General features: G+C 64.7%; 21 protein-coding genes and 1 pseudogene. 6 read left to right on the top strand and 16 right to left on the bottom strand.

What is annotated here, in order from left to right; translation table 11 throughout:
* Positions 1 to 12: 12 nt before the first annotated feature.
* The 3 genes from purH (at position 13) to hemF (ending at position 3,910) form a co-directional block, all read left to right on the top strand.
* Complete coding sequence (gene purH / locus NFW30_RS05720; protein ID WP_295352267.1) at positions 13 to 1,578, top strand: bifunctional phosphoribosylaminoimidazolecarboxamide formyltransferase/IMP cyclohydrolase; 1,566 nt, start codon at positions 13 to 15, stop codon at positions 1,576 to 1,578.
* Positions 1,579 to 1,659: 81 nt separating this feature from the next.
* Complete coding sequence (gene purD / locus NFW30_RS05715; protein WP_295352266.1) at positions 1,660 to 2,940, top strand: phosphoribosylamine--glycine ligase; 1,281 nt, start codon at positions 1,660 to 1,662, stop codon at positions 2,938 to 2,940.
* Between the two features lie 52 nt (positions 2,941 to 2,992).
* Positions 2,993 to 3,910: an oxygen-dependent coproporphyrinogen oxidase gene (hemF, locus tag NFW30_RS05710; protein WP_295352263.1), complete on the top strand. Its 918-nt coding sequence runs from the start codon at positions 2,993 to 2,995 to the stop codon at positions 3,908 to 3,910.
* 105 nt (positions 3,911 to 4,015) lie between these two features.
* Here the strand turns inward: hemF and NFW30_RS05705 are convergent, their stop codons facing one another.
* Positions 4,016 to 4,792 carry a uroporphyrinogen-III synthase gene (locus NFW30_RS05705; RefSeq protein WP_295352260.1) on the bottom strand — a complete coding sequence of 259 codons (777 nt, stop codon included), beginning with the start codon at positions 4,790 to 4,792 and terminating at the stop codon, positions 4,016 to 4,018.
* On the bottom strand, positions 4,792 to 5,733 hold the full coding sequence (gene hemC / locus NFW30_RS05700) for a hydroxymethylbilane synthase (RefSeq protein ID WP_295352257.1): 942 nt from the start codon (positions 5,731 to 5,733) through the stop codon (positions 4,792 to 4,794). The genes NFW30_RS05705 and hemC overlap by 1 nt, the downstream gene beginning before the upstream one ends.
* A gap of 110 nt (positions 5,734 to 5,843) precedes the next feature.
* Between hemC and NFW30_RS05695 the strand changes: the two genes are divergently transcribed.
* On the top strand, positions 5,844 to 6,482 hold the full coding sequence (locus NFW30_RS05695; RefSeq protein WP_295352253.1) for a methyltransferase domain-containing protein: 639 nt from the start codon (positions 5,844 to 5,846) through the stop codon (positions 6,480 to 6,482).
* A 3-nt stretch (positions 6,483 to 6,485) separates the two neighbouring features.
* Here the strand turns inward: NFW30_RS05695 and NFW30_RS05690 are convergent, their stop codons facing one another.
* From NFW30_RS05690 to NFW30_RS05680, 3 genes are all read right to left on the bottom strand, one after another.
* Positions 6,486 to 7,160 (bottom strand): c-type cytochrome, encoded by a 675-nt coding sequence (locus NFW30_RS05690; protein ID WP_295352250.1) that lies wholly within the window; start codon positions 7,158 to 7,160, stop codon positions 6,486 to 6,488.
* 92 nt (positions 7,161 to 7,252) lie between these two features.
* Complete coding sequence (locus NFW30_RS05685; protein WP_295352247.1) at positions 7,253 to 8,044, bottom strand: LytTR family DNA-binding domain-containing protein; 792 nt, start codon at positions 8,042 to 8,044, stop codon at positions 7,253 to 7,255.
* The gene (locus NFW30_RS05680) at positions 8,041 to 9,012 is read right to left on the bottom strand and encodes a histidine kinase (RefSeq protein ID WP_363322071.1); all 972 of its coding nucleotides are present in this window, start codon (positions 9,010 to 9,012) and stop codon (positions 8,041 to 8,043) included. The genes NFW30_RS05685 and NFW30_RS05680 overlap by 4 nt, the downstream gene beginning before the upstream one ends.
* Before the next feature lie 127 nt (positions 9,013 to 9,139).
* On the opposite strand from NFW30_RS05680, the gene argH reads away from it, so the two are divergent.
* Together argH and NFW30_RS05670 are read left to right on the top strand one after the other, a co-directional pair.
* Positions 9,140 to 10,528: an argininosuccinate lyase gene (gene argH / locus NFW30_RS05675; protein ID WP_295352245.1), complete on the top strand. Its 1,389-nt coding sequence runs from the start codon at positions 9,140 to 9,142 to the stop codon at positions 10,526 to 10,528.
* Between the two features lie 15 nt (positions 10,529 to 10,543).
* The gene (locus tag NFW30_RS05670; RefSeq protein WP_295352242.1) at positions 10,544 to 11,830 is read left to right on the top strand and encodes a serine/threonine-protein kinase; all 1,287 of its coding nucleotides are present in this window, start codon (positions 10,544 to 10,546) and stop codon (positions 11,828 to 11,830) included.
* A 53-nt stretch (positions 11,831 to 11,883) separates the two neighbouring features.
* On the opposite strand, the gene NFW30_RS05665 is transcribed toward NFW30_RS05670, so the two are convergent.
* The 11 genes and pseudogenes from NFW30_RS05665 to NFW30_RS05615 all read right to left on the bottom strand — a co-directional run.
* A complete protein-coding gene (locus tag NFW30_RS05665) occupies positions 11,884 to 12,417 on the bottom strand; it encodes a hypothetical protein (RefSeq protein ID WP_295352238.1) in 534 nt (177 codons plus the stop codon).
* A gap of 131 nt (positions 12,418 to 12,548) precedes the next feature.
* Positions 12,549 to 12,872 (bottom strand): Grx4 family monothiol glutaredoxin, encoded by a 324-nt coding sequence (grxD, locus tag NFW30_RS05660; RefSeq protein WP_295352235.1) that lies wholly within the window; start codon positions 12,870 to 12,872, stop codon positions 12,549 to 12,551.
* 9 nt (positions 12,873 to 12,881) lie between these two features.
* Positions 12,882 to 13,766: a peptide chain release factor N(5)-glutamine methyltransferase gene (gene prmC, locus NFW30_RS05655; protein ID WP_295352233.1), complete on the bottom strand. Its 885-nt coding sequence runs from the start codon at positions 13,764 to 13,766 to the stop codon at positions 12,882 to 12,884.
* 19 nt (positions 13,767 to 13,785) lie between these two features.
* Positions 13,786 to 14,868: a peptide chain release factor 1 gene (gene prfA, locus NFW30_RS05650; RefSeq protein ID WP_295352230.1), complete on the bottom strand. Its 1,083-nt coding sequence runs from the start codon at positions 14,866 to 14,868 to the stop codon at positions 13,786 to 13,788.
* Positions 14,869 to 14,940: 72 nt separating this feature from the next.
* Positions 14,941 to 16,203, bottom strand: coding sequence for a glutamyl-tRNA reductase (gene hemA / locus NFW30_RS05645; protein ID WP_295352227.1), 1,263 nt, complete (start codon positions 16,201 to 16,203; stop codon positions 14,941 to 14,943).
* Positions 16,204 to 16,302: 99 nt separating this feature from the next.
* A complete protein-coding gene (locus NFW30_RS05640) occupies positions 16,303 to 19,164 on the bottom strand; it encodes an EAL domain-containing protein (protein ID WP_295352224.1) in 2,862 nt (953 codons plus the stop codon).
* Positions 19,165 to 19,173: 9 nt separating this feature from the next.
* Positions 19,174 to 20,328 carry a hypothetical protein gene (locus NFW30_RS05635; protein WP_295352221.1) on the bottom strand — a complete coding sequence of 385 codons (1,155 nt, stop codon included), beginning with the start codon at positions 20,326 to 20,328 and terminating at the stop codon, positions 19,174 to 19,176.
* A gap of 31 nt (positions 20,329 to 20,359) precedes the next feature.
* Entirely contained in the window at positions 20,360 to 20,830 is a 471-nt protein-coding gene (locus tag NFW30_RS05630; protein ID WP_295352218.1) for a hypothetical protein, read from the bottom strand.
* A gap of 101 nt (positions 20,831 to 20,931) precedes the next feature.
* The gene (locus tag NFW30_RS05625; RefSeq protein WP_295352215.1) at positions 20,932 to 22,002 is read right to left on the bottom strand and encodes a sulfate ABC transporter ATP-binding protein; all 1,071 of its coding nucleotides are present in this window, start codon (positions 22,000 to 22,002) and stop codon (positions 20,932 to 20,934) included.
* Positions 22,003 to 22,089: 87 nt separating this feature from the next.
* Entirely contained in the window at positions 22,090 to 22,968 is an 879-nt protein-coding gene (cysW, locus tag NFW30_RS05620; RefSeq protein WP_295352212.1) for a sulfate ABC transporter permease subunit CysW, read from the bottom strand.
* Positions 22,965 to 23,212 (bottom strand): annotated as a pseudogene (locus tag NFW30_RS05615) (hypothetical protein); the annotation flags it as partial. The pseudogene NFW30_RS05615 and the gene cysW, both read right to left, overlap by 4 nt.

Below are 23,212 nucleotides of genomic sequence, written 5' to 3'. Positions count from 1 at the left end.
GCCCCCACTGCCATGAAGATCCGTCAAGCCCTCCTCAGTCTTTCGAACAAGAACGGCGCCCTCGAATTCGCCAGAGGACTCGTCGCCCACGGGGTCAGGCTGCTGTCGACGGGTGGCACCGCCCGCATGCTGCGCGACGCTGGCCTGCCGGTCAGCGAAGTGGGTGACTACACAGGTTTCCCAGAAATGCTTGACGGCCGGGTCAAGACGCTGCACCCCAAGGTCCACGCGGGCATCCTTGCTCGCCGCGACCTTCCCGAGCACATGACGACACTCGAGCGGCACGGCATCCCGCCAATCGACTTGGTCTGTGTCAATCTCTACCCGTTCCGCGAAACCATCGCCAAGGCGGGGGTGACCCTTGACGAGGCCATCGAGAACATCGACATCGGCGGCCCGGCGATGGTCCGCTCCGCGGCCAAGAACTACGGTGGCGTGGCGGTGGTCACAGACCCCGACGACTACTCGAAACTGCTCGGCGAGATGGCGGCCAACGGCGGTGCGCTCAGCCTCGAGACCCGCTTCTCTCTCGCCAGCAAGGCTTTCGTGCACACCGCGCGCTACGATTCGGCGATCGCCAACTGGCTGACTTCGCTCGACTCAGCCGGGCAGCCGCAGGCTTTCCCGGCTCGGCTGCAAGTCGCCTTCGACCGGGTCGAGACGCTTCGGTACGGCGAGAACCCGCATCAACGGGCAGCGTTCTACCGCGACCCGGCCCCCGTCGCCGGGGCGATCGCCGACTATCGCCAGTTGCAGGGCAAGGAACTGTCCTACAACAACATTGCCGACGCCGACGCCGCATGGGAGTGCGTCAAGACATTCGATACGCCGGCGTGCGTCATCATCAAGCACGCCAATCCATGCGGCGTTGCCATCGATGCATCGCTCGTCACGGCATACGAAAAGGCTTTCCAGACGGACTCGACTTCCGCCTTTGGCGGCATCATCGCCTTCAATGGCGCGGTGGACGCCGATGTGGTGGAAGCGATGAACACCCGCAAGCATTTCGTCGAGGTCCTCCTGGCGCCGGCGTTCACCGCCGCCGCACGGGCACTGCTGGCGAGCAAGCAGAACCTGCGCGTGCTCGAACTGCCCCTGGCTCGTGTCCATCACAGCTGGGAAATGAAGCGCGTCGGCGGCGGGCTGTTGCTGCAGACGCCCGACCGCTTCAACGTCCAGGCAGCGGACCTCAAGGTGGTCAGCAGGATTGCCCCGACAGCGGCGCAGATCGATGATCTCCTCTTCGCCTATCGTGTCGCCAAGTTCGTCAAATCCAACGCGATCGTCTTCTGCGGCCACGGTATGACGCTCGGCGTCGGTGCCGGCCAGATGAGCCGCGTCGACTCGACGCGCATCGCAGCCAGCAAGGCGGAGAATGCCGGCCTCGACCTCGCCGGCTCATGCGTCGCTTCGGACGCCTTCTTCCCTTTCCGTGACGGGGTCGACGTGCTCGCCGCCGCAGGCGCCAGGGCGGTCATCCAGCCTGGCGGCTCGCTGCGCGACGAGGAGGTGATTGCGGCGGCCGACGAACATGGCTTGGCGATGGTCTTCACCGGCGCGCGGCATTTCCGGCACTAGGAGGCCCGCGCGCAAACACGAGGCAAGGTGCGCGGGAAGAACGGCTACCCAGGCGCAACCGTCGACAGGGGAGAGGCTCAGATGAAACTGCTTGTGATCGGTTCCGGCGGCCGCGAACACGCCCTGGCTTGGCGACTCGCGAAAACACCCGGACTGCAGAAAGTTTTCGTTGCCCCGGGCAACGCCGGTACGGCGCGCGAGCATGAACTGGAGAACGTGCCGCTGAGCGGCGCTGAAGAGCTGGCGGACTTCGCTCAACGGGAGAACGTCCGGCTGACCGTCGTCGGACCGGAGGCACCTCTTGCCGCCGGCATCGTCAATCTCTTTCGCGCCCGCGGCCTGAGGATCTTTGGCCCGACGCGCGAGGCCGCCCAGCTCGAGAGCTCGAAGGATTTTGCCAAGCGCTTCATGCTCAGGCACCACATTCCGACCGCCCGCTTCGTCAGCTTCACCGAACGCGCCGCAGCGCACGCCTACGTCGAGCAACAGGGGGCGCCGATCGTCATCAAGGCGGACGGCCTCGCCGCCGGCAAAGGGGTGGTCGTCGCCGGCAGCCTCGACGTGGCACACGCCGCGATCGATCAGATGCTCCCGGCGAGCGGAAGCGGCATGACCTCGGGTGACCATGGAGCCAGGGTCGTCATCGAAGAGTTCCTCGATGGCGAGGAAGCCAGTTTCATCGTCATGGTCGACGGCAGGAACGTTCTGCCACTGGCGTCGAGCCAGGACCACAAGCGGATCGGTGACGGCGACACGGGCCCCAACACAGGTGGCATGGGCGCCTACTCGCCGGCACCGGTCGTGACGCCCGAGGTACACGCACGGGCGATGCGCGAGATCATCCTGCCGACGGTCCGCGGCATGGCAGCCGAAGGCATGCCCTACACCGGTTTTCTCTACGCCGGACTGATGATCGGCCGCGATGGCTCGGTGAAGACGGTCGAATTCAACTGCCGCCTCGGTGATCCGGAGACGCAGCCGATCATGATGCGTCTGCGCAGCGACCTTTTCAACCTGCTCGAGCACGCCGTCTCCGGCCGCCTCAACCTCGTCGAGGCGAGTTGGGACCGGCGGGTCGCCCTCGGCGTCGTCCTTGCCGCAGCCAACTACCCCGCCACCCCACGCACTGGAGACCCGGTCAGCGGCCTGCCGGCCAGCACTGACGGCAGCCACGTCTTCCATGCGGGCACGAGCGAGATCGACGGCCGGATCGTCACCGCCGGTGGCCGCGTGCTCTGCGTGACGACGCTGGCGGACAACGTCAGGCAGGCACAGAGACGTGCCTATGACCTGATCACCGGCATCCACTTCGATGGCATGCAGTACCGCCACGACATCGGCCACCGGGCAGCCGGCCGATGACCGGCGGCCTGCCGTGCGGGAAGCGCCCGACCTCCGGGAAGACCGTGCGGCGATGATCGACGCCGAACGCCTCAGAAGCTATTTCACCAGCCTGCAGACTCGCCTCGTGACGGCTGCCGAGGCGACCGAGGGCCGTCACGGCGGGCGCTTTCACGCCGATCGATGGCAGAGGGAGGCTGGCGGACCGCTGACCGGCTGCGGCTGCACCAGCATCATCGAAGGAGGGCGCATCTTCGAACGTGGGGGCATCGCCTTCTCGGAGGTCAGCGGCGCCACGCTGCCGGCTTCGGCAACCACCAGGAGACCCGAACTCGCCGGGCGGGCGTTCGCGGCGATGGGCGTTTCGCTGGTGCTGCACCCGGCGAATCCCTTCTGCCCGACCGCACACATGAACGTGCGGGTCCTGCTCGCGACGGACGGCGACGCCGAGCCGGTCTGGTGGTTTGGCGGCGGCATGGATCTGACGCCCTACTACCCGTTCGCCGAGGATGTGCGCCACTTCCACCGCACCTGCCGCGACGCCCTGCAGCCCTTTGGCGACGATTGCCATGCGCGCTACAAGAAGTGGTGCGACGAATACTTTTTCCTCAAGCATCGCAACGAGCCGCGCGGCGTCGGTGGCATCTTCTTCGACGACCTCTGCGAGGGTGGCTTCGAGCGCTGCTTCGCGCTGACCCGAGCAGTCGGCGATGCGTTTCCTGCCGCCTACCTGCCGCTCGTCGACAAGCGTCAGGCGACCCCCTACGGCGAGCGGGAACGGGACTTCCAGGCCTACCGGCGCGGACGCTACGTCGAGTTCAATCTGGTCTGGGACCGTGGCACCCTGTTCGGCCTGCAGTCGGGCGGCCGCACCGAATCGATCCTGATGTCGCTGCCACCGATCGTCAAGTGGCGTTACGACTGGCAGCCCGAGCCGGGAAGTGCGGAGGCCGTCCTTTACGACATGCTGCCGCCACGCGACTGGCTGTAGACCCCGTCCAGCGGTAGGTCGCCGCTCGCCGGCGTTGGTGGATCGATCACCGCCCCGGCGCGGCGCGAAGCCAGCGGCCGTGATACGGCGGTCGGGGCGTGTCGTTCACGCTCGCGGCCAATCGTGAGCGCTGACTGCCGCCATGATCCCGGCATCAGTGGGAGCACTCTGGAACACCCGCTGCAGCCCCAACGCGCGCGCTGACTCGGCGATTCGCTGATGGGGCACGAACACCGGCGTACTGCGCAAACAGGCAAGAGCCTCCTCGTCGAGCAACCCGACGAGGTTGCGCAAGCCTTCGCTCGAGGAAATGATGATCGCGTCGAGCCGGCCAGCATGCCAGAGCGCCTGCAGAGGTGACGCGTCCGCTGGTGCGCGACGCTCGTAGCAGGCGACCGCATCCACCTGGGCGCCACGTTCGCGCAGGGTATCGGCCAGCAGTTCGCGGCCACCGTTGCCGCGCAGGATCAACACCCGCCGCCGCCGGACGGCGGCGGCCTGCAGGCCGGGAACGCTGAGCAGCGCCTCGGAATCGAAACGATCAGGGGGCAGCAGCACGTCGCCGACGCCGTAGGCAGCCAGCGCGTTCACGGTACCCGGGCCGATCGCCGCCGGCCGCAACGCCTTCGGCCATGGGCGCCGGGCGAGGATGGCGGGCAGGCTGTGGTCGACGGCGTTCGGGCTGATGAAGATCGCCAGCGCGTAGCTGTCGAGACGATCGATGGCCACCTGCAAGGGTGCCGGGTCGGCAACGGCAGAGATCTCGAGGAGCGGAAAGAGCAGGGCCTCGCCACCCTGCTCGCCGATCCCCGCAGCGAGCTGCGCCGCCTGCGCCCGCGGGCGCGTGACGACGATCGTCCGACCCTGCAGCGGCCGCGCCATCAGCCGGCGGCAAGCTGCTGCAGGATCGACTCAGCCCCCTGCTCGCGCAGCATCTGTGCCAGCGAGCCACCGATCGACTCGGCATCGCGCAGATGACCGCGCAGTTCGCCACGAACCATGTGTCCGCCGTCGGGCGTCGCGACCCACCCCCGCAACCAGAGGCCGTCACCCTCCGGCAAGGCATGAGCGGCCAGAGGCACCTGGCAACTGCCGCCCAGCGCGCGAGAAAAGGCACGTTCGGCACGCACGCAGTCCGCCGTCACGGGATCGTCGAGCGGCGCGACCAGCGCCGCGATGTCGGTGCGCGAGTTGCACACCTCGATGCCCAGGACGCCCTGGCCGGGAGCCGGCAGCGATTGCTCGGGCGTCAGCAGCGACCGGATCCGCTGTGGCAGACCAAGGCGGATCAGGCCGGCAGCCGCCAGGATGATCGCATCATAGTCGCCGGCATCGAGCTTGCGCAGACGCGTATCGAGGTTGCCGCGCAGACTCCGGATCACCAGTCGCGGATGGCAGGCACGCAGGATGGCAGCCCGACGCAGGCTCGAAGTCCCGACCACGGCTCCCGCCGGCAGCTCGTCGATGACGGAAAAGCGATTGGAGACGAAGGCGTCGCATGGGTTCTCGCGCGCGGAAATCGCCGCCAGCACGAAGCCTTCAGGCATCTCCATCGGCACGTCCTTCAGTGAGTGAACCGCGAGATCGGCGCTGCCATCCAGCATGGCGACCTCGAGTTCCTTGATGAACAGTCCCTTGCCGCCGATCGCCGCCAGCGGTCGATCGAGGATCTGGTCACCACGAGTACTCATGCCGAGGATGTCTACCGTCGTCTCTGGATATAATCCGCCGAGGCGGGCACGAATGTGTTCCGCCTGCCACATCGCGAGGCGCGATTCACGTGAGGCGATGACGATGCGCGGCGGGACCGGGGGAGGACTCATCACGGCAGAATTCCGGCAGGGAGCATTGGCCGGACGTCCGGCAGGCGAAGTCGGCATCGATGCCCCGGTGTCATGCCGACGGGAGTGATTCTAGCAAGGAGCGCACAGACTTGTCCGAAAAGCCAGCCTGGCAGGAGCCGGAACTCGCCGACTTCTGGGATCATCGTTTCCGCAGCGGCGTCACGCCGTGGGAAAGCGGTACCGCGCCACTCGATTTGCGACGCTTTGTCGGCACACGCACACCAGCGATCGACCCTGCCGCAGCGACCGCGGCGAGACATCCGCCAAGAGTTCTCGTTCCTGGCTGCGGCAGCGGCCTCGATGCGGCGTATCTCGAACAGCAGGGCTGGCAGGTGACGGCACTGGACTTTTCGGCCGCTGCCATCGAGCTGGCCCGCCAGGCCGTCGGCGACTCCTGGCGCGGGACGCTGCTTGCGGCCGACTTCTTTTCCTTCGTCCCGGCAGAACCTTTCGACCTCATCTACGAACGCGCCTTCCTCTGTGCACTGCCGCGTCACCTGTGGCCGCAGTACGGACGCCGGATGGCCGAGTTGCTGCCCACCGGCGGCCTGCTCGCCGGCTACTTCTTCTTGACGGCGGAACTGCGGGGTCCGCCGTTCGGCATTCTGCCGGAGCAGCTGGCCACCCTGCTGTCGCCGGCATTCGCCTGCCGCGAAGACCGCGCGGTCAGCGACTCGCTACCGGTCTTCGCCGGCCGTGAGCGCTGGCAGGTCTGGCAACGGCTCTGAGCCTCAGGGTTGCACCTCCTGGATCGCGGTCAGGTGGGCCAGGACATCCTGAATGTCCTGCGCCGGCAAGCGGTACAGCACGCCCTCGCTGGCACTGTCCTCGTCGTGCGGGCGATCAGCCTTCAGGTAGGCGTCGATCTGCTTCTTCAGATAGCTGGTGTACTGGCCTACCAGCATCGGAAACATGCCGCGGCCGTTGCCGCTCTTGCCATGGCAGACGGCGCACTGCTGGCCATAGACGAGCCTGCCCCGGTCGATGTTGCCTTCCGCGCGCGGAACGATCATCACTTTTTCCATCGCCAGCAGGCGCGTCAGCGCATCATCGCTATCCTTGAACACGGGCGGCCTCGTCGGCAGTTCGATCTGGGCCAGATAGTCCGCGACGAGCTTCATGTCCTCGTCCGGTAGCTCCCGTTCCTTGGTGTAGGGATACATCGGCAGGTTGACTCGCCGCTGGCTCTGGAACGCCTTCAATTGCTGCTCGAGGTATTTCGGCGGTTGCCCGGCAATGCGCGGATATTCGCCCTTCTTGCCGCCGGCGCCGAATTCACCATGACAGGCCGCGCAGGGCCCGTAGATCTCCCTGGCCCGCTCGAGGTCCAGCGCGGCAGCCGGCAGGGCGATCCATCCCGCCAGCACACAGCCGAGAAGTCTTGGCCTAAGTCCGAAGTGGATCATTGAATTCTCGTCGGAAGGAAAGCGAGATTATAGGAACTCCCCTCGCCCCTGCCTTGATGATCGTCAAGAAGCACAGGCCCCGGCCTGCCCCATCAGACGCCACTGCGGCGGACCAGCGACTTGACCAACGGCCACTGTCGGCGACTGACCGGCAGTCGCTCCGGAACGTCGCGCAGCATCGCCTGCCATTGCGTGTCGGCATCATCGGCGCCGCTGCGCGCGAAACCGATGATCGCATCGCGCGCGACCAGGACGCTGCGGTGCAGCCGGACGAACTGATCGCCGTATTCCTCCTCGAGATGGGTCAGCGACTCGTCCACCAGGAACTCGCGCTCACGGGTGCGGGCCGTCACGTACTTTAGGTCGGCCTTCAGGTAGATGATCGCCGCGACCGGGATCAGCAACAGGCGACCACGTTCATGACAGGCAAGATGGCTGCGCGCCGCCTGCGGCAGCCGCGCCAGCTGCGCCTTGCTCAGCGGGGCCGGCTGCGGCGGCAGCTTGCGCAATGCGGCGAGCAGGCGTGTCGACCGTACCGGCTTGAGGAGATAGTCAAGGGCGCTGAGCTCGAAGGCCTGCACCGCGTAGGCATCGTAGGCTGTGACGAAGATCACGGCTGGCGGGTCCTCCACTTGCGAGAGATGGCTTGCGAATTCAACTCCGTCCATCGTCGGCATGCGGATATCGACCAGCGCGACATCTACCTTTTGTGCCGCGATCACTCCGAGTGCGACGACGCCGTTCTCGGCCTCGGCGACCACCTCGTTCGGCAAGTCGGTCGCGATATCGGCAAGTACGTCGCGCAAGCGCGCCCGCGCCGGCGCTTCGTCGTCGACGATCAGCACCGCGATCGGGGACGCGAGTGGGGAGACGACGGCGCTCACCGCCAGCTGCCTCCGCAGGGCAGTACGATGTGTACGCGATACTCGCGGCTCCCGTCGGCGAGGCGCACCTCGCCGGTGTCGAGCCGGGCCTCGAGATCGTAGTACAGTGCCAGCCGCTCTTCGATGTTGTCGAGAGCCATGTGGTTGCCACGTGCATGCTCGGCATGCGACACGCTCCTCGGATTGGCCAGATCGATGTGCAGTTCGTCGGCACGCCGCAGGAGGGCGACGCGGATCGTGCCGCCATTGGCAACTGGCTCGATGCCGTGATAGACGGCGTTCTCGAGCAACGGTTGCAGGAGCAGCGGTGGCACCAGAAGATCCGCGGGCAGATCATCGATGCTCCACTCGACCTGCAGGCGCTCGCCCAGGCGCAGCTTCTCCAAATCCAGATACTGCCGGCACAAAGCCAGCTCATCGCCGATCGGCACCAGTTGGCGCGGGTCGCGCAGAAGCGCACGAAAGAGGTCGGCAAGTTCTTCGAGCGCGGTTTCGGCGCGGCGCGGATCGAGGCGGATCAACGAGATCACCGCGGTGAGACTGTTGAACAGGAAATGTGGCCGGATGCGAGCAGTCAGCGATTGCAGGCGGGCCTCGATCAGGGCTGGCGACAGGGCGCTGACGCGCAATGCCAGGTAGGAGAGCATGCAGGCCGCCGCCGTTCCGGCGAGCAGAGCGGCCCGTACCAGCCCCTGCCAACCCCATTCATCGAAGGTGAGAAGAGACCACAGCAACGAGAGCATGGCCGCCGACGCCGCCGCCAGCACGATGACCAACACGCGGGCGCCCCATGGCGGAAGGCCCTGCAGCCGGCCACCGAGCAGCGCCAGGGCTGCGAGATTGAAAAGCAGCAGGGGCTGCAACCACGCGGCCATGGTGACGTAGTCCTGCAGGCAGGCAAGCAGCCCGTCGCTACGCACCAGGGCGGCGAGCAAGGCCAGCAGATTGACCCCGAGCAGGATGCGCAAAATGACTCCAGCATTGCGAAAATCGGGTAGCGGCCGGCTCTGGGCGTTTTGCCTTATACTTGCCATCAGTTGCAGTGGCGCCTGTTCAAGGTTCTACGAATGATTTTAGCCCAGGAACCTGTTGCCCATGAGCCAATCGGACTCTCCCCAGTACACCTGGGCCGGCCGCTTCTCCGAACCCACCTCTGAACTCGTCAAACGCTACACTGCCTCGGTCCGCTTCGACCAGCGGATGTGGCGCCAGGACATCCGCGCCTCGTTGGCACACGCTGCGATGCTGGCGCGGCAGGGAATCATCAGTGCAGCCGACCTTGCCGACATCGAGCGGGGCATGGCGCAGGTGGCAGACGAGATTGCCAGCGGGGCCTTCGTCTGGTCGGTCGACCTGGAAGACGTGCACCTGAACATCGAGAAGCGGTTGACGACGTTGATCGGCGACGCCGGCAAGCGACTGCACACCGGTCGCTCGCGCAACGACCAGGTGGCGACCGACATTCGTCTCTTCCTGCGCGACGCGATCGACGGCGTCGCCGCCCTGCTTGGCGAATTCCAGAGCCGCCTGCTGGACTTGGCGGAGCGGGAAGCGGCAACCCCGCTGCCGGGCTTCACCCACCTGCAGGTCGCACAGCCAGTGACCCTCGGACACCACCTGCTCGCCTATGTCGAGATGGCGCGTCGGGACGCCGAGCGCTTCGCCGATTGCCGGCGGCGCACCAACCGCTTGCCGCTCGGCGCGGCCGCGCTCGCTGGCACCACCTATCCGATCGACCGGCAGTACGTAGCCGAGCTGCTAGGCTTCGAGGCGGTCTGCGGGAATTCACTGGATGCCGTCTCGGACCGCGATTTCGCGATCGAATTCTGCGCCGCCAGCGCCCTGCTGATGATGCACCTGTCGCGGCTATCCGAAGAACTGGTGCTGTGGATGAACCCGCGTTTCGGCTTCATCACGCTGGCTGACCGCTTCTGCACCGGCAGCTCGATCATGCCGCAGAAACGGAACCCGGATGTACCGGAGCTGGCACGCGGCAAGACGGGCCGCGTCTTCGGCCACCTTGTCGGCCTGCTGACCCTGATGAAAGGCCAGCCACTGGCCTACAACAAGGACAACCAGGAAGACAAGGAGCCACTTTTCGACGCCATCGACACCGTCACCGACACGTTGCGCATCTTCGTCGAGATGATCCCCGGGATCACCGCCCATGCGGAGAACATGCGCAGCGCACTGCGCCAGGGTTTTGCGACAGCAACCGACCTTGCCGACTACCTGACCCGAAAGGGCGTGCCGTTTCGTGATGCCCATGAAGCAGTGGGGCTGGCCGTTCGCCACGCCGAGGAGCGGGGTACGGACCTGGCGCAACTGTCTCTCGCCGAGCTGCGCCAGTTCTCGCCACTGATCGACGACGACGTCTTCGCCGTGCTGACGGTGGAGGGTTCGCTGGCGGCGCGCGATCACCACGGTGCCACGGCGCCGCGGCAAGTCAGGGCAGCGATCGCCCGCGCCCGTTCGCCAACCTAGGCACCTGTCGTCGGGATGGACAAGGTCGGAAAGTATGAGCTGGTGCGCGAGATCGGCCGCGGGGCGACGTCCACCGTCTATCTGGGAAGCGATCCGTTCTCGCGGCGCGAGGTGGCGATCAAGATCGCTTTCCCCGGCATCCTCAAGGATCCCAGGAGGGGCAAACTATACACTCACCTCTTCCTCAACGAGGCCGCGCTGATCGGCAAGATGTCGCACCCACACATCGTTCAGACCTACGATGCTGTGGTCGACGACCAGCTCTGCTACATCGTCATGGAGTATGTCCCGGGCGGCACGCTCGAAAGCGTCTGCTCCCGGGGCCAGTTGCTGCCCATCGAACGTGTCGTCGAAATCATCTTCAAGTGCACTCGGGCGCTCGACTTCGCCTTCAGGATGGGCATCACCCATCGCGACATCAAGCCGGCGAACATCCTCTTTGCCAGTACCGACCGGAATCAGGGTGACATCAAGGTCTCAGATTTTGGCGCCGCGATCATCGGTTCACCCGAGCGGACGCTGGTACTCGGCATCGGCTCGCCCGCCTACATGTCACCCGAACAGGTGAAGGACCGGGCGCTGGATCACCAGACCGACATCTACTCGCTCGGCGTCGTCATGTACCAGTTGCTGACCGGGCAGTTGCCTTTTCAGGCACGCAACAGCTACGACCTTGTCTACCAGATCATCAACGCCGAGCCGCGCCGCCCGTCGTCGCTGCGCAACGAGATCCCCGCAGCGCTCGATGCGATTGTCGCGCGCGCGATGAACAAGCAGCTCGATGCGCGGTACAGCAGTTGGACCGAGTTCGGACACGACCTGACTCTCGCCTTCCGCGGCAGGAGGCCAAGCGTGCCAGCGGAGCGCATGGCCGATTTCGAGAAGTTCGAAAAGCTCCGGTCATTCGGCTTCTTTGCCGAGTTCGCGGAAGCCGAGATCTGGGAAGTCGTCCGCTTCTCGAAATGGAGCCGGGTTGCCCCTGACACAGTCATCATTGCCGACGGCGAGGTAGGGGAGTGCTTTTACTTCCTCGCCGAAGGCGAACTGAAGGTGCTCAAGAACGGCATGCTTCTCGATCTGCTGACCAGTGGCGAGTGTTTCGGTGAAATGGCGGTGATCGGCAAGGCGACCGCGCTGCGCGGTGCCGACGTCGTCGCGCTGACCGATGCCAAGCTGGTGATGATCGCCGCGACTGCCCTGCAGGAATCGTCGGCAACCTGCCGCATGCACTTCTACCAGGCCTTCCTCGCCGTCCTCAGCGATCGTCTGAGCTCGGCCAATGTTCGCCTCGTCTCGTTCTGATGCCGGCTGCCGATGACCAGTGAGCCGCGGGACGGAGGAACCGAATCCGCTGCTCAGTGACCGCAGAAGGGTGCTACGCCATTCCAGCCCATCAATGCCTGCCGTTGGTAACTCGTGCGGACGATGCCGGTGCCTGCGTCGAAGAGAACGTCAAAGCGCGCCAACTGGTTCCACGAATCGCAGAACTGCCACTCCCAGACGAGTTCGTTGCGCGCTCTGAAATACTCGGTCCATTGCGGCACCGGCGGACCGAGGAGACGCAGGACGGACTCCCGGTCGCTCTTGCCCGGCTCGATACGCGCGAAATGCTCCATGTCCAGCACCTGCTCGATCCGCCGTAGTCTGCCGTCCGGGGCGATGAAGACCATGAACGTCTGCGGACCGGATGGGCCGCGAGGATACGCCAGCTGCTCGCTGCCATCGGCGTCCAGCCAACGCATCGCCGGCGTGCCCATCGTTGCGATGACGTCGGACACGGTCGCCACGCCGGGCTTCAGGCCGTAGCCACTGTAACCGGCACACGCCGAAAGGAGGACTGCAAGAAACAGGGTCGGCGCGAACCGTCCGATTGGGGATCGCGTACTCATGTGGCCTCCCTCTGAATGGTTTGCCAACGGTTGATGGTCGCGCCAGGCGACGGCGGGAAGAAGACTCCTGACCCAGGCGATGGTCGCCAAGGCCTGCCCGTCGGCAAACCCGCTGCCAGCGGAACGCGGCTTCAGCCGACGCCAGCCTGGTCCCGCAGGAGTTTCTGCAGTTCGCCCTCCTCGTACATTTCACGCATGATATCGCAACCGCCAATGAACTCGCCACCGACATACAGCTGCGGAATCGTCGGCCAATTGGCGAACTCCTTGATACCGCTGCGAATCTCCGGGGCTTCGAGGACATTGACACTGAAGAAACTCGGAAGACCGCACGCCCTGAGAATCTGGACCGACACGGCCGAGAAGCCGCACTGCGGAAACTGTGGCGTCCCTTTCATGTAAAGAACCACCGGGTTGCTCGTCACCTGCTCCTTGATCAGCTGCTGCACATCCATCTTGAGACCTCATAGCTCATGTGGTTGAAGAAAGAAATCGTCCTGCTGCGACTCTCTGTTTCGGCTGACGGGAAAGCGGGCAGCGCTGACCCGATCGATCCCTGCCAGGTCGGGCCAGGTCGCCATGCCGGTCAGACCGGCGTCTTGCAACAACTGGCGAACGGCCACGCCCTGATCGTGCCCATGCTCGATCAGCAGCCAGCCTCCCGGCAGCAGGTGCATCGCCGCACCACCAACGATCACCCGCGTGCAGTCGAGTCCGTCGCCACCCGCGACACCATCGGTCAAAGCCATCCGCGGTTCGAATGGCAGGCCACCGCTCTCCAGATGCGGGTCAGACATGGCCACGTAGGGCGGGTTGGCGACAATCAGATCGAAGCGCTCAGCGCCGAGTGGTCCATACCAATCGCCTTCGAGAAAGCGTATGGTCACCCCGTGCAGAGCCGCGTTCATTCGCGCCACGACCAGCGCCGCTGGTGACAGATCGACAGCCACCACTCTGGCCTGCGGAAAACGGCACTTCAAGCTGACCGCCAACACGCCGCAACCCGTGCCTAGATCCGCGACCGCGGGATCGTGCAACGCTCGCAGTCTTTCGAGTGCCAGTTCGAGCAGCAGTTCCGTTTCGGGACGCGGCACCAGCACGTCGGCGGTGACCCTGAACTCGCGACCGTAGAAGCCGACTGACCCGACCAGGTAAGCCAGAGGCTCACCCCTCGCACGTCGCTGCACCAGCGCTTCGAGTTGCCGCACCTGCAGCGCTGAGAGCGGCCTGCCCGCATGAGCGAGCAGATCGGCGTGGCTGCAACTGGCCACGTGCTCGACCAGTAGGCGGGCATCGAGGCGATCGATCCTCTGCCTTGCAAGCCGCCAAGCTTCGCCGATGGTCGTCACCAGGACGCAGCCACACGCCTCACCCGGCGTCTGCGAGCATGGCCAGCTGATCAGCCTGATGCTCGGCAGTGAGTGCCGTGATGAGTTCGTCAAGCTCGCCATCCATGATGGCGTCGATCTTGTACAGCGTCAGGTTGATCCGGTGGTCGGTCACCCGCCCCTGCGGGAAGTTGTAGGTACGAGTCCGCTCCGAACGATCACCGCTGCCGATGAGGTTCCTGCGGGTGGAAGCGATGTTGGCGTGCTGCTGGCGTTCCTGCAGATCCTTGATTCGAGCCACCAGGACGGACATCGCCTGCGCCTTGTTCTTGTGTTGCGAGCGGTCATCCTGGCACTCGACGACGATCCCCGTCGGCAGGTGGGTGATGCGCACCGCCGAGTCGGTCTTGTTGATGTGCTGCCCGCCCGCGCCGGATGCACGATAGGTATCGACACGGATGTCCGTCGGGCTGATCAGCACCTCCTCCATCGCTTCCGCCTCCGGCATGACCGCCACGGTACAAGCCGAGGTATGGATGCGGCCCTGTGCTTCGGTCTCCGGGACACGCTGCACTCGGTGTCCGCCCGACTCGAACTTCAGGCGGGAGTAGACGCCACTGCCAACGATGCGGGCAATGACTTCGCGATAGCCGCCGAGGTCGGAAACGCTCGCCGAGATCACCTCGACCTGCCAGCGCCGGCGTTCTGCGTAGCGCGCATACATGCGAAACAGGCTGCCGGCAAAAAGTGCGGACTCATCACCACCCGTCCCGGCACGTATCTCGAGAAAGACGTTGCGCTCGTCATTGGCGTCGCGCGGCAGCAGCAGTCTCTGCAGCTCACCTTCAATTGCCGGCAGGCGTCCGCGAATGGCAGACACTTCAGCCTCGGCCAGCTCCCGCATCTCCGGATCAGCCAGCATCTCGATGCCGCCAGCCAAGTCCGCCTGGGCTCGCCGCCAGTCGTGGTACAGCAGGACCAGCGGACCGAGTTCAGCGTGCTCGCGCGACAATTTGCGATACTCATCGATGTCCCGGGTCGCTTCACCGTGCGCCAGCATGCGGTCCAGCTCGTCGAGTCGCCCGGCAAGGTGCTCCAGTTTTTCACGAATGCTTTCGTTCATCAGATGGTCGGTCCAGCAGGTGGGGAATACGGGGATCGAGTTCCAGCAGGAGCGTGGCTTCGGCGCGGCCGGTCAATCGCCTGGGCGGTGATCCGCGTGCAGGTGGAAGAGCAACCCGACCAGAGAATGCAGGTCGTGGTTGTCGCCACCGGCCTGCGTCAACGCCTGCGTCGGAGCATGCAAGAACTTGTTTGTCAGCCTGTGCGACAAGTGCTCGAGGACCAGTGCCGGATCCTCGCCCCTGGACAACAGCTTCAGCGCGTGCTCGACCTCGTGTCTTCGAGCGCGTTCGGCCGCATCCCGTAGCGAACGGATGACCGGAACGGTCGCCCGCGTCGCGAGCCAACGCAAAAACACTTCGACACGCTCGCTGATGATCGCCTCCGCGTCCACCACTGCAGCCTGGCGCGATTCCATGCCAGACTCCACCACCTGCGCCAGGTCATCGACCGTGTACAGGAATACATCGTCCATGTCGCCGACCTCGGGTTCGATGTCGCGCGGGACCGCGAGATCAACCATGAACATCGGGCGATGACGGCGCACCCTGATCGCCCGTTCGACCATGCCGAGACCAATGATCGGCAGCGGACTGGCAGTGCACGAAATCACGATATCGAACTGGGGAAGGCGCTCGCCGAGTTCTTCGAGGCGGATGGCCGAGCCACCAAAGCGATCGGCAAGAGCAAGCCCACGCTCGACCGTGCGGTTGGCGATCACCACCTGCTTCGGCTGCTGCGCGGCAAAATGACGGGCACACAGCTCGACCATCTCGCCCGCACCAATGAAGAGGATGCGCTGCTCGGCGATCCGCTCGAAGATCCTGCCTGCCAGTCGAACCGCCGCCGCTGCCATGGACACGATGTTGGAACCGATGGCAGTCGTTGAGCGAACCTCCTTCGCGACTGCGAAGGACTGCTGAAACAGCTTGTGCAGGGTCGTTCCCAACGTCCCCGCCTCATCGGCAGCGCGCACGGCCTCCTTCATCTGCCCCAGGATCTGTGGCTCGCCAAGGACCATCGAATCAAGTCCGCTGGCCACCCGGAAAACATGCCTTACGGCCGCGCGCTCCGGGTAGGTATAGAGGTACGGCTCGATCTGTCGCCGCTCCAACCGGTGATACTCGGCCAGCCATTGGCAAGCCACGTCGGGCGCATCAGTCGCCAGGTAGACCTCCGTACGGTTGCAGGTCGACAGAATTGCCGCTTCATGAACCGAGTTGCGACGCGTCAGGTCAGCAAGCGCCAGCTGTACCCTTTCGGCGTGGAAAGCCACCTGCTCACGAATCGAAAGTGGCGCCGAATGGTGGTTGATGCCAAGGGTATACAACGGCATGCTGGAGGAGCGTGGTCGCAAGTCGGATGAGCCGAGGATGGCCGCGCATTATATCACCGGCACCCCAGCCACCCCGGGTCACAGGAAGCCCGTGAGCGCTCAAGGGATCTCCTCCGCCGGCTTGCCGATGAAGTAGCCCTGAGCATAGTCAACACCAAAGCTGGCCAGCATGTTCAGGGCGCGTTCATCCTCGACGAACTCGGCAACGGTCTTCTTGCCGAATCCATGCGCCACTTTCGACAGTGCCTCTACGAAGACCTGGTCGTCCTGACTGTCGACGAGGGAACGGACGAAAGAGCCGTCGATCTTGACGTAGTCGACCGGCAACTGCTTTACGTAATTGAACGACGAGAAGCCGACGCCAAAATCATCGAGCGAGAACGTGCAACCGAGTTCCCGGACCGCTCCCATGAACCTGCGGGCGGCAGCGAAATCAGCCACCGCCGCCGTTTCGGTGATCTCGAACACGACGTCACCGGCGAGATCGCGCCTCTGCGCCAGCTTCTCGCGCAGGAAGGACAGCAGGCTGGCGTCATTGATGCTGACACCCGACAGGTTGATCGAGAACCGGTACCTCTGCCCTGCCCGACGAGAAAGCTCCATCCGCGCCAGAACCATGCCCGTCACATGACGATCGATCTCGCGTATCAGTCCACTGCTCTCGGCCACCTCCATGAACATGCCCGGCGGCACCACACCGCCGTCGACCGCGCGCATGCGCACCAGCGCCTCGAAATGGCTCACCCTGCGCGAAGCGATGTCGAGGATCGGCTGATAGTGAACGATGAACCCATCATTGGCCAGGGCACGGTTGATCATCTCCTCCCAGTGCAGGCGATTCTGCATCCTTTCCTGCACCCCCTCCCCCTCCGAGTAGACGTGCCACCCCCCTCCCCCCTTCGACTTGGCTTGGTACATGGCGATATCGGCGTTGGTCAGCAGCAGCTCAGCATTCATCTTGGCCGCCGAGAAGACGACGATGCCGATGCTCGCGGAAACGCGGTGATTCGCTCCGAGACCGGGGAACTTGATCTCGGCCAAGCGTCGGTTGATCTTCTCCGCCACCTGCACCGCGCCGGCACTGTCGCACTCGTGCAGCAGGACGCCGAGTTCGTCGCCTCCCAGGCGCCCGATCCGGTCACTCGTGCGGGCAACATGCGCGACCTCTTCGGCGACTATCTTGAGCAGCGCGTCACCCGCCTGATGGCCACTGACGTCGTTGACGTACTTGAAGGCGTCGAGGTCAAGATAGAGCAGCGCACCATCACGCCCCGACCGACGGGCATCGACCAGGGCCCTGCGCAGGATGTCCTGGAAGTGGCGCCGATTGACCAGGCCTGTGAGCGGATCACGCTCTGCCAGATACTTGCGTTCGGTGTGGTCGACACCGACTGAAAGAACCATCACGGCATCACCCGGCTGCCCGGCCAGCCGTGAATGATTCCAGGTGATCTCGTAGGGCTCGCCGCCCTTGCCCTGGAGGATCGATTCAAGCTGCACGTGCTGACGATCGCCCGAAGCGATCTCGTGCACGGCCTGCATTGCCGCAGCGACCTGCAGCGAGTCGCCGCCAATGAGATCAAAAAAGGAACTGGCCGACAGCTGTTCCTCCCCGAGACCGGCAAGCTGGCGCCCGTATCGATTGAGCGTGAGGATGCGACCTGCAGCGGACTGCGTGAGGACGATGACCTGCGCCGTATCGAGTAGACTCCGGCTGAAGTCCCGTTCGACCGAAATCCGCTGCAGCATTCCCTCGGTTACCGCCGCGTGTGCCGCGACGTCGCGCTCGAGCGTCTCGAGGCGGTACGACAGGTCGATCGCCGCCTCATCCAGCCTGTCGATCTCGTCCTCAACCAGGCGACGGGGCCGGGGGGCGATCCGTCGACGCGCCTCGGCAAAGGCGCTGCGCCCGAGCAGGGGAATCGCATTGGCGGTCCGCGCCATACGCTGCAGTGGGGCGTTCACCAGCAGCGACAGAAGCAGCAACGACACCAGGGAAACCAGCAGTTCGCCCTGCAGGCGGTTCACCACGGACTGGTGAATATCGACCAGCGCCTGCGTCAGGTCGTCAATGACCACCATCGTCGCCGGCCTGGACGCGCCCGCGGGGAAGTCCAGGACAAGAAACGACAGCTCGAACTGCCTGCCGTCGTAAGGTAAGGAAAGGTAGGCATGTGCGGGACCGGGGGGAGTCCTTGGCAGTGACTGCAGCTGGCGCAGGAGAGGCCGGTGGCTGCCCATGCTGCTCAGGGGGATCGCTCGCAGACCGAGCCGCGGCAGAAAGGCCTCGTCGGCCGACGCCTCCGACAGAGGCCCGGCGTGCGGGACGAGGACACCCAGATCGGCACCGGTGACGCGCTGGAACGAATTGACCACGTCCGCCAGCGAGCTGCCGACGACGACAGCGCCCGCCACCTTTCCCGCCGAGAGGATGGGTGCGGCCGCATACTCGGTGCACACGTCGCTGCAGTTCGTCCAGCTCATCGCCCTCTCGCTGTTGATGACCTCGGTCACCTGCGCCCTCGAAGGGACCTCCGGCCCGCCAGAGCTGGTCCACGCAGCCAATTGCTCGCCGCCCGTCAGGTAGACCTGCAGCGAGTCGATCCCGTAACCGTACTGCAGGGCGGGCCAGTAGCTGTCGAAGTGCTGCCGCAGCAGGGCATTGCCTGCCGCAGTCTGGAACAGGGTGACACCAACCGAATCGAGGGCAGCCAGGACGCCAGCAAGCGCCTGCAGCCGCAAGCCGACCTCGTTGCGCAGAGCAAATGCCTGTGCCGCCAGGCGCGCACGGGTCTCGGCGCGCTGCTCGTCGAAGCGCGTCATCAGGTCCTGATAATGCAACCAGGACAGCACTCCGTTGACCGACAGCATGACCGCCCCCAGGGTCAGCAGCACCTTCCACTTCAGGCTCAGGAAGCGCGATCCGCCAGGGTCTCCCGTCGAGGTTCTTCTTTCCGGCATGCGTCGCAACTAGAAACGGAAGGAGGCTTGCAGCATGAAGTTGTCCCAGTAGCGGCGCAGGGCCTGCGGATTCGGGTTGTCCTGCGCCGCCAGGAAGCCTGTACCGTCGACGAAATGCGCCTCGGCGCGCAGCATGAACTGGGGTGTGACGTCGAAACGCAAGCCAACGGTCCAATCCTTGGCAAAGCGGGTGAAGCCGGGAAGGCGGGTGGCGGCAGCGAAATCCTTGCCATCGCGATCGTTCTGGTCGGCGTAGAAGGCGTCGTAACGCAGCAGGGCTTCCCACTGCGGCGTCAGCCGATAGGTCCCCTGCACATAGTAGCTCTGTCCGTCGAAGGTGCCGTTGTAGAAGTACGGGCCGAAATCGGTGATGGAAGTCCGGCGCAAGGCGTATTCGCTGGTCAGACTCCAGTTCTCGGCGTTGTACTGGGCGGAAAAGATCAGTGGCGTCAGCCTGAACCTTCCCGCTTGCAGGATGTCCCGGTAACCCGGCTGGTACTTAAGGTCGAGACGCAGCGCCGTGAACGCCAACCGATACCTGTTGCCGGCCCCCTCATAGAGGATTTGCAGATCGGGCGCCAGCTTTGAATCGAGCTTGCCGGGGCGGTCGAGACCGACCAGAGGCACTTTTGCCGCCTCGGTATCGGTTTGCGGCTGCCCATAGGCGAAGCTCGCCGAGAGGGTTCCGCCCTCGCCGAAGCGCTCGACGTAGACCTCGGCACCGTCCGCAGACACGGTCAGGTTGCGCGTCCGCTCGAAGTAGATCGACTGCGGCAGGATGATGCTGGGCCGGGTGAAGGGGACGTCGCGCGTCGTGTTGTAGAGACCATAAGCAGTCTTGATCCGCCCCACGCGAATCCCGGCCCGGCCTTCTTCACTCGACATCGGCGCCCAGTCGATCAGGCCGTAGTCCAGTCGCACACCGCCGTCGTCGGTGCCGCCCGCCCGTCGCGACAGCAGTCCGCCCGAAAGCTGCAGCGCCGGCGTCAGACGCCACGAGGCATTGACACCGACTTCGGAGAAGTCCTTGCTGATCTGGTTGTCGCTCTGGCCGAAGAAGTTGTTGTCGGTCGTGGTCACCAGCGTCAGCGAAGCAAAGCCGTGCAACTGGAAATCGCCATCGAGCAGGTCGAGCGCGTGGCCAGCCGTCTGCCAGGACAGCAAGCAGCCGGCCAGTAAAAGGCGCGATCTGGTCTTAGCGAATCTTGAGCACACGCACATTCGGAGTCACCTCGCTCGCTTTGACGTAACCGATCGCACCAGGGGTGGAGGCCACTCTGGCCAGCATCTCGTGTGTTGAAGCAACGACCTCCGGGTACTGGCCCTGGCCCGAAAAGACCTGCCGGTCCCAGGCCATGCGCAACTGCTGTGGAAAGACCTGCAGGACGGACTTGCTGAAGGTGGCGTGTTCCGGCGTCTCGTCGGCAAGGACGAAGACCTTTACCGGCGTCTCGCCGGGCCATCGCTGCAGGCGCATTCCGAGGATGGCACGCAAGGTGGCGCGCGGGATCGAGTCCTCGGTGATGGCCGGATGCGCGATCACGACCATCGCCGGGTCCGCTGACTGGGCGCAAGCGAAGCCAGAGAAAAGCCCGCTTGCCATGATCCACAACAGCGTCAGCCGGAGGAGGGAAGTAGCGAATTTAATTGCAGGAGTTTTCTCCATCACGGCGCATCGTACCAGACAATGTGCCGCCCTATCAGCCGCCGTCGCTGGTTTTGGCGACCATTCCCGCGGCTTCCTGCCGATGCGGCCGCGATCACTCTCTAGATTCCCGACCCCCCCTCTTCGAGCACCGCTAGCGCTGCCGCAAAAACCCTGAGTTCGCGCGGCTTCAACCAAACCTGCTGGCCCTTGGCCAGTGCCAGGACATTGGCGCGCTCGCGCGTCAGCTCGACCTCGATCAGTTCCGAGGCGTGCGCCAGTTCGACACGTACGACAGGCCCGATGGCGTGCACCTCCTGTACCGTCGCCTGCAGGCTGCCGACGACGGGATGGTGCTCGATTTCGATATCGTGTGGTCGCACGTAGGCGGTCGCCTCTGCTGCCGGAACGGCTCCGGTCTGATCCCTGCCGACATCCGCCCAGGCGCCGTGCATCCGGCTGTGGAACACGTTCACATTGCCCAGGAACTGATAAACGAAGGGTGATGCGGGATTCGTGTAGACCTCATCGGGAGAGCCTATCTGCTCGATTCGACCCTGATTCATGACCACCACGCGATCGGCTACTTCCAGTGCTTCCTCCTGGTCGTGTGTCACGAAGACGCTCGATATGTTCATTTCGTCGTGCAGGCGACGCAACCAGCGACGCAGTTCCTTGCGCACCTTGGTATCGAGTGCACCGAATGGTTCATCGAGCAGCAGCACCCGTGGCTCGACTGCCAACGCGCGCGCCAGAGCGATGCGCTGGCGCTGTCCGCCCGACAGCTGTGAAGGGTAACGGTCGGCCAGCCAGTCAAGCTGCACGAGCTTGAGCAGCTCACCGACGCGGCGGCGGATTTCAGCCTCTCCAGGACGCAGCCGGCGAGGCTTGACGCGCAGACCGAAAGCGACGTTCTCGAAGACGGACATGTGACGGAACAGGGCATAATGCTGGAAGACGAAGCCGACGTTGCGGTCGCGCGCATGGACGTGGGTGGCCTCCTCACCGGCAAAGAGGACCTGCCCGCCATCGGCCGTTTCCATGCCGGCAATGATCCGCAGCAGGGTCGTCTTGCCACAGCCGGATGGTCCCAGCAGGGCGACCAGTTCACCCGTCGGAATGTGCAGGCTGACGTCCTGCAGCGCAACGAAGGCGCCAAAACGCTTGCCGATTGAACGGATTTCGATACTCATCGGTTTTCGTCCATCAAGGTCATCGTACCCCAGTCGCTCGCCGGTCGCAGCGGCGGGGCAAGACGGCTCCGCCCGTTTCGTCGCTGCTCATGGTGCGGTGTTTTCCGCCGCCAGCTCGCTCGACAGCATGCGCATTTCACGACGCATCCGCCACTCGACGACCGTCTTCGCAACCAGTGTCACGAGTGCAAGGAGGGCCAGAACCGACGCCGACGCGAAGGCGCCGACTGCGTTGTACTCGTTGTAAAGGATCTCGACGTGCAGTGGCAGCGTGTTGGTTTCGCCGCGAATGTGTCCGGAGACCACCGAGACGGCACCGAACTCGCCCATCGCACGGGCGTTGGCGAGAATCACGCCGTAGAGCAGACCCCACCGGATGTTGGGTAGCGTCACCCGGCGGAACATCTGCCAGCCGGTTGCTCCAAGCGATATCGCGGCCTCCTCCTCCTCCTTGCCTTGCGCCTGCATCAGCGGAATCAGCTCGCGCGCGACGAAAGGCAGCGTGATGAACATCGTCACCAGGACGATCGCCGGCAGGGCGAACACCACCTTGATGTCGTTCGCTGCCAGCCAAGGCCCGAAGAGACCCTGCGCACCGAAGATCAGCAGGAAGACGAGGCCGACCACCACCGGCGAGACCGCGAACGGGAGGTCGATCAGAGTGACCAGCAGGCTCTTGCCACGAAACTCGAACTTGGCGATTGCCCACGCGGCCGCCACGCCAAAGCCGATGTTGAGCGGCAGCACGAGGAGCGCAACGAGCAGCGTCAGCGTAATCGCCGAGCGTGCGTCACGATCCTGCAGGGCTTCCAGATAGGCACGCCCACCGGCGGCGAAAGCCTCGGCAAACACTGCCAGCAAGGGCAAGAGCAGGAAGAAGAAGAGGAAGCCGAGCGCGACCGCAAGCAGCAGGCGCCGCAGCCAGGCCGGCTCGGTAGTCGCCCGCCGGCCGGCCGCAGTGCTCACGACAGACCTCCGCCTGCCGCGCGAGCACCGTGACGGTTGGCCGCCCACCACTGCAGCCCGTTGACGACGAACAGCATGAGGAAGGAAATGAACAGCATCACCACGGCCAGCGCAGTCGCCCCCACGACGTCGTATTGCTCGAGCTTCGAGATGATGAGCAGCGGCGTGATCTCGGAGATCAGCGGCATGTTGCTGTTACGTCTTCCTCTCCCAGAGGGCTGAGGCGCTCGCTCATCCCGCGAAC

Origin of the sequence: Accumulibacter sp., assembly GCF_023806635.1 — a bacterium.
Lineage (GTDB): Bacteria > Pseudomonadota > Gammaproteobacteria > Burkholderiales > Rhodocyclaceae > Accumulibacter.
Note: the sequence above shows the minus strand (reverse complement) of the source record. Positions and strands in the feature narration are given on the sequence as shown.